Raw genomic sequence first — 10,082 nt, 5'->3', positions numbered from 1 at the left:
TCCTTCAAGTATGACGTGAGCAGGTTTTCACTGGGTCATTACACGTATGAGCATGGGGTGACGCTGGACTTCTCGCGCCCGGGCAAACCCACGGATAACGCGTTCATCGAGTCATTCAACGGTAGTCTGCGAGACGAATGCCTGAACGCGCACTGGTTTCTGTCGCTGGATGATGCACGTGACAAAATCGAACGATGGCGACAGGATTACAACGAATTCAGGCGGCACAGCTCGCTGGGAGACCTGACCCCGAGCGAGTTCCGACTCGCCCACCTTGAAGCCGGGAATTTCTAGTTTCGACCGCTCGGTTAAGCGGGAGGAGGTCATTTGCCTGAAATCTCTACTTTTGAACGCTACGGTTTTGCGGGAGGAGGTCAGTTACTCTGTCGAAGAGGTTATACTTTCAGGTATGTCTATTGGCAAAAAGGAGGTCAAAGCTGTTGAAAGTCTTACATCAAAATTACAGCGTGTGGGTGAGTCTCCATTTCCATCGCTGACGGGGAATGCATCAAAAAATGCTGCTATTGCACAGCAACAAATGAGAGGCATTCTTGGTGCAAAGGATGGGGTTTCCTCGTGGGTCGAATGCAAGTGAATGGACGTTATGAGCCGGTATTGCAATTACGAATCCCAGATGGCAGAGGGTTGGCCATTACTCTGGAAGGCCAGTTTCATACGTTTCTAAATCCGGTAATTAGGTGATTAATATGGCCTCTTTCTATATTGTGAATGGAATTGCAAGCGAAGATGCTGAGGTTGATGATGCAATCATTTTCTTTGGTGGTGGGTGGGAGGCTGTTGGAGATGCAGTCGTCATGCAGGTTTCATATATAAAGGGGCGGCTTTGGCTTTCTATTTCACCTCCTGATTCGAATCGGTGGGAATTTCCGTTGTTGGATATAATTTCTATCTTGGAAAAGGCTAAGTCGGACTTTATTTTAAGAAAGGTCCAGGCACTGCCGAATGATGAATTACTCGAAGTGCGATTTAAGGGTGGGGGAAAAGAAATACTATTTGATGGTATGGAAGTTGCAACGCTAAGCGGTAGCCGCATTTTCTTGAATGGCTCCAGGCTTGGTGAATTCGCGTTGCTAATTCCACTGGATGGGTTTATACGTACGATATTATCAGCTTGATAGGCCTGTCTACGTTAATGGAACCTAATTTGACGGCATACGGACCTTGGGGCGTTAGGCTAGGGTAAAATAAATTACAGATTGCCTGGTACGCCCCCCGGGACGGTTACTTACTCATGCATGAGCGTAGTTTTAGCCACGAATCACTGCCGCTCCCCGTCACTCGCTCACCTCTTAGGTCATTGATAGCGGAAGTGCACCTTCAACCCCGTTCCCAAAAGAGACGGCCACGGTTTCCACCGTGGCCGTTTCTTCATGCCGATGCTGCGACGCGTACTACTCGGCCTTCGCCAGCGCCTCGCTGCTCCACCCACCGCCGAGCGCCTGGTAGACGTCGACCATCGCCGTCAACCGCCCCTGCAAGGCATTCACCCGATCGCGCTCGGCCGTCAGCCGGTCGCGTTCGCTGTTGAGCAGGTCGAGGTAGCTCGACACGCCGGCCTTGTAGCGCGTGTCGGTCAGCGCCTTGACGCGGCCCTGGCTGTCGGCGCGCGCCTCGGTGGCGACCAGCGTCTCGCGGGCGGCGCGGTGGCCGGCCAGCGCGGCGCGGGCGTCGCCGTAGGCGGCGCGGGCGGCCTGGGCGTAGGCGATCTCGGCCTGGGCGCGCTGCGACTTGGCGGCGTCGACCTGGGCGTCGATCCTGGCCAGGCCCACCAGCGGCTGCAGCAGCGCGCCGGCGACGCTCCAGGTGCGCGCCGTGCTGTCGAGCAGGTTGCCCAGTTCCAGGCTCTCGCCGCCGAGGAATCCGGTCAGGCTCAGGCTCGGGAAGTAGCGCCGCTTGGCTTCGCCCAGGCTCGCTTCGGCGAAGGCCAGCTGCGCCTCGGCGCGGCGCACGTCGGGCCGCCGGGTCAACAGGTCGGCCGACAGGCCGGCCGGGATCTCCGGCACCTTGGCCAGCACCGCCAGGCCGTTGCCGCGCGCCACGCGGCCTTCGACCACTTCCTTCGGCGTGCGGCCCAGCAGCACCGCCAGCGCCGACTCGGCCTTCTCGCGCGCCGCCACCGTCTGCGGCAGCGCGGCGGCGATCGCGGCGCGTTCGGCCGTCGCCAGGCTCAGCTCGTAGTCGCTCGAGGCGCCGGCGTCGTAGCGCTTCTTCTGCAGCGTCAGCGCCTCGTCGCGGGTGGCCAGCGTCTGGGTCAGCAGCGCCTCGTCGGCATCCAGGCCGAGCAGGGCGAAGTAGCTCTTGGCGGTCTGCGCCGCGACCGCGGCACGGGTCGCCTCGCGGGCGTACTGGGTGGCCAGCAGCTGGGCCGCCGCCGCGTCCTTGGCCTTCCACACCCGGCCCCACAGATCGAGCTCGTAGGACACCGAGAAGCCGCCGCGGTAGACCGTGTTGGTCCCGCCCTGGCCCGGCTGCGCCGTCTCGTCGCTCGGGCTGTTGCGGTTGGCGTTGAGGCCGACGTTGACGTCGGGCAGCAGCGCCACCTGGGCCTGGCGCAGCGTGCTCTTGGACTGGCCGACGGTCTCGATCGCGGTCAGCACGTCGGCGTTGTGGGCCAGCGCCTCGTCGACCAGCGCGTTCAGCGTCGGATCGTTGAAGCTCTTCCACCAGGCGTTCAGCTCGGCCGGCGCGGCCTCGCTCTGGTGCGCCGGCAATTCGAACACCGGCGGCGGGGTGGTGGCGCAGCCGCTCAGCGCGGCGGCCAGCGCCAGCGCGATCAGGCTCGGTTTGATCAGCTTACTTTTCATCGCGATGCACTCCTTCGACGATGCCGTATTCGCTTTCGGACTTCGGCGGCACCAGTTCCTCCGGCGGGGTCTTCAGCCGCAGGTCGGTGATCAGCTTGTAGAACAGCGGGACGAAGAAGATGGCCAGGAAGGTGGCCGCCATCATGCCGCCCACCACGCCGGTGCCGACCGAGGTCCGCGCGCCGGCGCCGGCGCCGTGGCTGATCGCCAGCGGCAGCACGCCGAGGATGAAGGCCAGCGAGGTCATGATGATCGGGCGGAAGCGCAGCCGTGCCGCCTCGATCGCCGCGGCCGCCACCGGATAGCCCTCGTGGTGCTTCATCACCGCGAACTCGACGATCAGGATCGCGTTCTTGGCGGCGAGGCCGAGCAGCGTCACCAGGCCGATCTGGAAGTAGACGTCGTTGGTGAAGCCGCGCAGGTGCACCGCGACCAGCGCGCCGAACATGCCGAAGGGCATGGCCAGCAGCACCGAGAACGGCAGCGACCACTTCTCGTACTGCGCCGCCAGGATCAGGAACACCATGACCGCCGCCAGCGCCAGCGCGATGATCGAGGCGCTCGACACCTTCTTCTCCTGGAAGGCCGAGCCGGTCCATTCGTAGTCGACGTCCTTGGGCAGCACCTGCTTGGCCATCTGCTCGAAGGCGGCGATCGCCTGGCCCGAGGAGTAGCCGGGGCCGGCGTTGCCCATCAACTTCACGGCCGGCAGGTTGTTGTAGCGGTCGACCGTGTCCGGGCCCGAGCTGTATTCGACCTTGGCGAAGGCCGACAGCGGCACCATCTCGCCGCGCTGGCTCTTCACGTACAGCCGGCCGATGTCCTCGGGACGCTTGCGGTACTGCGTGTCGGCGCTCATCAGGACCTGCCAGGCACGGCCGTACTTGTTGAAGTCGTTCACGTAGTAGGTGCCGAGCGTGCCGGCCAGCGTGTTGAAGGCATCGTTCAGCGGTACGCCGAGCGCCTTGGCGCGGTCGCGGTCGACGTCGACGTAGAGCTGCGGCGCGTTCGGCTTCCACAGCGTCTGCAGGCCGCCGCCGCCGGCCAGCACCGGGTTCTGGTGCGAGGCGCCGATCAGCGGGCCCATGGCTTCGACCAGCTTCTTGGTGCCGCCCTCGCCGCGGTTCTGCAGGTAGACCTCGAAGCCGCCCGTATTGCCCAGGCCGAAGATCGCCGGCGGGTTGAAGGCCAGCACCAGCGCCTCCTTGATGCCGCCGGTCTTCATGAACAGCTCGCCCACCAGCTGCTGGGTGGTGACGTTGCGCTCGTCCCAGTGCTTCTGGGTGACGAAGATGGTCGCCGCGTTGTTCTTGAAGCCGCCGCCGATGAAGTCCATGCCGCTGAACGCCATCACGTGCTCGTTGGCCGGGTTGGAACGGATCGCCTTGATGACTTCGGCCACCACCTTGTCGGTGCGCTCGAGCGAGGCGCCGTCCGGCAGGAACACCGCGCCGATGTAGTAGCCCTGGTCTTCGTCGGGCACCAGCGAGCTCGGCGTGATCTTGAACATGCCGACGGTGATCGCGACCATGCCCAGGAACAGGAAGATGCCCAGCAGCGAGCGCTTCATGAAGAAGGTGACGCCGCCGATGTAGCGGCCGGTGACGCGGTGGAACCAGTCGTTGAACCACAGGAAGAAGCGGGCGGTCTGCTTGTGCTCGCGCTTGAGCATCAGCACGCACAGCGCCGGCGTCATGGTGAGCGCGACCAGGCCGGACAGCACCACCGCGATCGATATGGTCACCGCGAACTGCCGGTAGAGCTCGCCGGTCAGGCCGCCGAGGAAGGCGATCGGCACGAACACCGCGCACAGCACCAGCACGATGGCGATCACCGGGCCGGTCACTTCCTTCATGGCCAGGATGGCGGCCTCGCGCGCCGGGAGATGCTGCTCGTGCATGATCCGCTCGACGTTCTCGAGCACCACGATCGCATCGTCGACCACGATACCGATGGCCAGCACCATGCCGAACAGCGTCAGGGTGTTGATCGAGTAGCCCAGCATCTGCAGGCCGGCGAAGGTGCCGATCAGCGATACCGGCACCGCCAGCGTCGGGATCAGCGTCGCGCGCCAGTTCTGCAGGAACAGGAACACCACCAGGAACACCAGCACCATGGCTTCGCCGAGCGTCTTCACCACCTCCTGAATCGATACCTCGACGAAGCGCGTGGTGTCGTAGGGGATGGCGTAGGTCATGCCGGCCGGGAAGCGTTCGGCCAGCCGCGCGACGGTGGCCTTGACCTCGTCGCCGACCTCGAGCGCGTTGGCGCCCGGCTGCAGGAACACGCCCATCAGCACGGCCGGACGGCCGTTGTAGGTACCGTTGAAGTCGTTGTCCTTGGAGCCGAGTTCGACCCGGGCGATGTCCTTCAGGCGCAGCTGGCTGCCGTCGGAATTGGAACGCACGATGACGTTCTCGAATTCCTGCTCGGTCGACAGCCGGCCCTTGGCGGTGATGGTGTAGACCATCTCCTGGCCGCCGCCGGTGGGCGACTGGCCGATCTTGCCGGCGGCGAACTGGGCGTTCTGCTCGGCCAGCGCGGCCGCCACCTCGGGCACGGTCACCTTGAGCTGCGTCATGCGATCGGGCTTGAGCCAGATACGCATGGCGTAGTCCTTGGCGCCGAAGATCTGCACGCCGGTGGTGCCGGGGATCTTCTTGATCGAATCCAGCACGTTGAGCGTGATGTAGTTCGAGGTGTAGAGATCGCCGTACTTGCCGTCGGGCGAGTAGAAGGCCAGCACCTGCAGGAAGGCGGACGAGCCCTTCTCGACGGTGACGCCCTGGCGCCGGACTTCCTCGGGCAGGCGCGCGTCGGCCTGCTTGACGCGGTTGTTGACGTTGACCGCCGCATTGTCGGCATTGGTGCCGATCTCGAAGGTGACGGTGATCTCGACCGCGCCGTTCGAGGTCGAGGTGGACGACATGTACATCATGCCTTCCACCCCGGTGACGGCGTTTTCGATCGGGGCCGCCACGGTTTCGGCGATGGTCTCGGCCGAAGCGCCCGGGTAGAACGCGCGGATGGTGACCACCGGCGGGGCGATTTCGGGGTATTGCGCGATGGGCAGCGCACGCATCGCCGCCAGACCCGCGATCACGATGAAGATCGAGATCACGAAGGCGAAGATGGGCCTGTCGATGAAGAAGCGGGAGAACATGGATCGTTTCCTATGAGCCGTATCCGATTCCCTCGCGAGCGCGGCGCGGCGGCGGCGACAGCACGCGCCCCGGGCGGGGGTGCGGTCTGGCGGTCGGCACCGGGCCGGCGGTCGGCGAGGGGCTCAAAGCTGTGATTCGCCTCAGGGCTTGGCGGCGGGCGCGCCGGCCGGCGGCTGCTTGGCTGCGGCGGCGGCCTGCGCGGCGGTCATCGGCACGATGGGCTGGCCCGGCATGAAGATGCGCGCCACGCCGTCGACGATCACGTTGTCGCCGGCCTTGAGGCCCTGCTTGATGATCCAGCCGTTGGGGTCGGCGCCTTCGAGCCGCACCCAGTCGCCCGGCACCACCGGCCGCATCTCGGCCGCCGGCTTGCCGTCCTGGCCCTTGCCGACCAGGTAGACGTACTTGCCAGTCGGGCCGTCGAGCACCGCGCGCTGGGGCAGGGCGATCGCGCCGGGGCGCACCGCGCCGGTCAGCACCACGCGGACGAACTCGCCCGGCGCCAGCTCGGCCTTGGGGTTGGGCAGTTCGGCCCGGCTCGAGTAGGCGCCGGTGTTGGCGTCGGCCTTGTAGTCGCTGAAGTCGAGCTTGCCGCTCTGCTTGACCATCTGGCCGCCGGCGTTCTTCACCTTCACCACGTAGCCGCCTTCCGGCAGCTTGAGCGTGCCGGCCTCGACCTCGGCCTGCACGCGGTTGCGGTCGGCGTTGGAGAGCGAGAAGTTGACGTGGATCGGATCGGTCTGCGCCATGGTGGCCAGGAGGCTGTCGCCCTGGGCGTTGGCGAGCGAGCCTTCGACCTTGAGCGCACGGCCGACCACGCCGGTGATCGGCGCGCGCACGTCGGTGTAGCCGAGGTCGATGCGGCTGCTGTTGTGCTGGGCCTGGGCGGCCTTGAGCGCGGCGCGGGCGATGTCGAGGCCGGAGGCCGCGTTGTCGAATTCCTGCTGGCTGACGGCCTTGGCTTCGATCAGCGGCTTGAGCCGGTTGTAGTCGCGCTCGGCCTGCTTGAGGCGGGCTTCGGCGGTGACCACGTTGGCTTCGCTGGCCGCGGCGGCGGCGGCGAACGGCGCCGGGTCGAGGCGGAACAGCGCGGTGCCCTTGGTCACGCGGCTGCCTTCCTCGTACAGGCGGCGGTCGACGATGCCGGTGACGCGGGCGCGGATCTCGACTTCGCGCGAGCCGGCGGTCTGGCCCGGGTACTCGAATTCGACCGGCACGTCGCGCGGCGCGACGGTTTCATAAGTGACTTGCGGCGGCGGGAAGCCGCCGCCGTGCTGCTCCGGGCCCTTGCCGCAGGCGGCCAGGATGGCGACGCCGAGCACGGCCGGTACGAACGGCAGCGCGCGGGACAGGGTGGGACGAGACGCGGGCATTCTCATTCTTAGTAGTCCTCTCAAAAAGCTGGAAAGGGGTGGGTCGTTCCGGCGACGCAGGTTTGGACAGCACAATCGGACAGCATAGGAAGCACGGCCGTTCACCGCCAGCTCCGGGGCCCGTCGACGAGGTATCACGACGGGAGGGGCGGGGCGGCGGAGCTGGTTTCGGTCAGCAGATGTCCAGCGGAACGTCCTCCGGATTTGACGTCGATGCGGATTTTAGATACATACACGTATGTTTGTAAACATTGCTGACGTTGGGGTTATTAAAATCGGTTCGGACGCGACCGACCTGACGTGCCGCATCGCCGCCATGGCGCTGCCGGCATGATAGGGAAGACGCTGCGACGCGATTTTGACCGCCGCGCAATATAAAATCGGATCATGGCAAGACGAACCAAGGAACAGGCGGAACAGACCCGAGAACAGCTGCTCGACGCGGCCGAACGGGTGTTCCACGACAAGGGCGTGACGCGCGCCACGCTCGACGACATCGCGCGCGACGCGGGCATGACGCGCGGCGCGATCTATTGGCATTTCAAGAACAAGACCGACGTCTTCAAGGCGATGTGCGACCGCGCCTGCCTGCCGATGCAGGCGATGCTCGACACGCTGGCCGCGGAGCCGGGCGACGATCCGCTCGGCTGCCTGACGCGCGACGGCGCGCGCATCCTGCGCCAGGTGGCCGAGGACCCGCACCTCTTGCAGGTGTTCGAGATCATCCTGTTCAAGACCGAGTTCTCCGAAGTGGCCGCCGAGGTGATGGCCGAGGAGGCCGAGCGCGCCGCCTCCTGCCGCCGCCAGCTCGCCACGGTGCTGCGCGCGGCGCAGGCGCTCGGCCAGCTGCCGGCCCATCTCGACTGCGACCTGGCCGCCTTCGCGCTCAACAGCTTCATCATCGGCTGCATCCGCGAATGGCTCGAACTGCGCGAATTCGACCTCGCCGCGCGGGCCGACTGGCTGATGGCGACCTTCTACGCCGGCCTGCGGCACGCGCCGCCGCTGCCGCCGTCCTGACATCCTGCCGCCATTGCTGTTCATCGCCGCCATGCCGCCTCCGGGTTGAATCCACCGGCGCCAGCATGGCGGCAGGCTACTGACAGCGTCGTGTCAGCAGCCGGCTTCCGCCAGCCGCTTGCGCACCGTCAGGCCGCCATCCGGCCGCTCGTCCACGATCTCGAAACCCGCCGCCAGGTACATGGTCAGCGGCCCCCAGTGGTTGGCCGCCTCGCCGGCCGCTTCGCGCTGCGGGAAGGCCTCGGCCCAGGCGAAGCCCTGCGCGGCGAAGTCGGCCAGCGCACGGGCCAGCAGCGCACGGGCCACGCCCTGGCCGCGCCAGGGCTTGGCCACCACGAAGCAGCCGATCGCGCCGATCCGCGGGTCGGCGTCGGCCGGGCTGTCCAGCAGCGCCGGGGTCAGCGCCTTGGGGCCGGCGTGGCACCAGCCGATCGGCTTGCCGCCGCGATAGGCCAGGTAGCCGCGATAGCGCCGCTGCTCGACCAGCGGAATGATCGCCGCGCGGTTCTCGGCCGCGTCGCGGCTGTTCCAGTCGCGCGCGTCGTGGTCGGCATGCAGGAAGTGGCAGTAGCAGGAGGCCCAGCGCGGGTTGTCGGCGAAGGCGTCGTGATCGAAGAAATGCAGGTGGTCGGCCAGCCGGCCGGCGTCGAGCGGATGGATGACGAGCGGATCGTCCATGCGGTGCTTCCTCCTCAGACCAGGTTCTGCGGGCTGCCGTCGGCCCAGGCCTCGATATTGTCGACCAGCTGCGCGGCCAGCCGGCTCATCGCCTCGAAGCTGGCCCAGCCGACGTGCGGCGTGACGATCAGGTTCGGCAGGCCGGCCTCGATCAGCGCATTGCCCTGGCGCGGCGGTTCCTCGTGCAGCACGTCGACGCCGGCGCCGGCCAGCCGGCCCGCACGCAGCGCCGCCAGCAGCGCGGCCTCGTCGACCAGGCCGCCGCGGGCGGTGTTGACCAGGATGGCGTCCGGCTTCATCGCCGCCAGCTCGGCCGTACCGATCAGGTTGCGGGTGGCCTCGGTCAGCGGGCAGTGCAGGCTCAGCACGTCGGCCCGCGCCAGCGCCTCGTCGAACGCGGTGTAGCCGTCGCGCACCGTCGCCGTGCCGCGATGCTCGGCGAACAGCGTTTCGGCGCCGAAGGCGCGCGCCAGTTCCGCGCTGCGGCGGCCCAGCGTGCCGGCGCCGACGATGGCCACGGTGCGGCCGTGCAGGTCGCGGATGGTCGGGCCGAAATGGCAGAAGTGCGGCGAGGCGTTCCAGGCGCCGGCCGCCAGCTCGCGCTGGTAGGCCGGCAGGTTGCGCAGCAGCGCCAGCATCAGCATCAGCGCGTGCTCGGGCACGCTGTGTTCGGCATAGCCGCGGATGTTGGCCACCGCGATGCCGTGCCGGCGGGCGGCGGCCAGGTCGACGTTGTTGACGCCGGTGGCGGCCACCGCGATCAGCTTCAACTGCGGCAGCGCGGCCAGCGCGGCGGCGTCGAGCCGCACCTTGTTGCTGATCACCACCTCGGCGTCGAGGCAGCGTTCGATCACCTGTTCGGGGGCGGTGGCGTCGTATTCGGCCCAGTCGTGGGCGAAGGCCGGGCGGCGGACGGCGACCGGCAGGCTGGCGCGGTCGAGGAAGACGATGCGGTACATGGCGGCGATCCGGTGGGGAGTGGCCGTCGATGCTACGTGATCGGCGGCCCGTGGGGCATTGCT

General features: G+C 66.5%; 7 protein-coding genes and 1 pseudogene. 3 read left to right on the top strand and 5 right to left on the bottom strand.

Features of this window, described 5'->3' with window-relative positions; translation table 11 throughout:
* Positions 1 to 45: 45 nt before the first annotated feature.
* Positions 46 to 294, top strand: a pseudogene (locus H9L41_RS17055) (integrase core domain-containing protein); the annotation flags it as partial.
* A 413-nt stretch (positions 295 to 707) separates the two neighbouring features.
* Positions 708 to 1,136 carry a hypothetical protein gene (locus H9L41_RS17050; protein WP_157461850.1) on the top strand — a complete coding sequence of 143 codons (429 nt, stop codon included), beginning with the start codon at positions 708 to 710 and terminating at the stop codon, positions 1,134 to 1,136.
* Positions 1,137 to 1,412: 276 nt separating this feature from the next.
* Here the strand turns inward: H9L41_RS17050 and H9L41_RS17045 are convergent, their stop codons facing one another.
* From H9L41_RS17045 to H9L41_RS17035, 3 genes are all read right to left on the bottom strand, one after another.
* Positions 1,413 to 2,825, bottom strand: coding sequence for an efflux transporter outer membrane subunit (locus H9L41_RS17045; RefSeq protein ID WP_034605920.1), 1,413 nt, complete (start codon positions 2,823 to 2,825; stop codon positions 1,413 to 1,415).
* The gene (locus tag H9L41_RS17040) at positions 2,815 to 5,988 is read right to left on the bottom strand and encodes an efflux RND transporter permease subunit (protein ID WP_028444803.1); all 3,174 of its coding nucleotides are present in this window, start codon (positions 5,986 to 5,988) and stop codon (positions 2,815 to 2,817) included. The genes H9L41_RS17045 and H9L41_RS17040 overlap by 11 nt, the downstream gene beginning before the upstream one ends.
* Before the next feature lie 141 nt (positions 5,989 to 6,129).
* On the bottom strand, positions 6,130 to 7,362 hold the full coding sequence (locus H9L41_RS17035; RefSeq protein ID WP_211236800.1) for an efflux RND transporter periplasmic adaptor subunit: 1,233 nt from the start codon (positions 7,360 to 7,362) through the stop codon (positions 6,130 to 6,132).
* Positions 7,363 to 7,749: 387 nt separating this feature from the next.
* Here H9L41_RS17035 and H9L41_RS17030 point away from each other — a divergent pair, with 387 nt between their 5' ends.
* Entirely contained in the window at positions 7,750 to 8,382 is a 633-nt protein-coding gene (locus H9L41_RS17030; RefSeq protein WP_028444801.1) for a TetR family transcriptional regulator, read from the top strand.
* 93 nt (positions 8,383 to 8,475) lie between these two features.
* Here the strand turns inward: H9L41_RS17030 and H9L41_RS17025 are convergent, their stop codons facing one another.
* Positions 8,476 to 9,060: a GNAT family N-acetyltransferase gene (locus H9L41_RS17025; RefSeq protein WP_051318700.1), complete on the bottom strand. Its 585-nt coding sequence runs from the start codon at positions 9,058 to 9,060 to the stop codon at positions 8,476 to 8,478.
* A 14-nt stretch (positions 9,061 to 9,074) separates the two neighbouring features.
* Positions 9,075 to 10,019, bottom strand: a complete 945-nt coding sequence (locus tag H9L41_RS17020) for an NAD(P)-dependent oxidoreductase (RefSeq protein ID WP_028444800.1) — start codon at positions 10,017 to 10,019, stop codon at positions 9,075 to 9,077.
* Positions 10,020 to 10,082: the final 63 nt, after the last annotated feature.

This window comes from Chitinimonas koreensis (assembly GCF_014353015.1).
In the GTDB taxonomy this organism is placed as follows: domain Bacteria; phylum Pseudomonadota; class Gammaproteobacteria; order Burkholderiales; family Chitinimonadaceae; genus Chitinimonas; species Chitinimonas koreensis.
Note: the sequence above shows the minus strand (reverse complement) of the source record. Positions and strands in the feature narration are given on the sequence as shown.

Excerpts from the sequence above, each read along its gene's own strand:
- H9L41_RS17035 (WP_211236800.1), bottom strand. The coding sequence starts at position 7,362 with ATGCCCGCGTCTCGTCCCACCCTGTCCCGCGCGCTGCCGTTCGTACCG.
- H9L41_RS17020 (WP_028444800.1), bottom strand. The coding sequence starts at position 10,019 with ATGTACCGCATCGTCTTCCTCGACCGCGCCAGCCTGCCGGTCGCCGTC.
- H9L41_RS17045 (WP_034605920.1), bottom strand. The coding sequence starts at position 2,825 with ATGAAAAGTAAGCTGATCAAACCGAGCCTGATCGCGCTGGCGCTGGCC.
- H9L41_RS17040 (WP_028444803.1), bottom strand. The coding sequence starts at position 5,988 with ATGTTCTCCCGCTTCTTCATCGACAGGCCCATCTTCGCCTTCGTGATC.
- H9L41_RS17025 (WP_051318700.1), bottom strand. The coding sequence starts at position 9,060 with ATGGACGATCCGCTCGTCATCCATCCGCTCGACGCCGGCCGGCTGGCC.
- H9L41_RS17030 (WP_028444801.1), top strand. The coding sequence starts at position 7,750 with ATGGCAAGACGAACCAAGGAACAGGCGGAACAGACCCGAGAACAGCTG.
- H9L41_RS17050 (WP_157461850.1), top strand. The coding sequence starts at position 708 with ATGGCCTCTTTCTATATTGTGAATGGAATTGCAAGCGAAGATGCTGAG.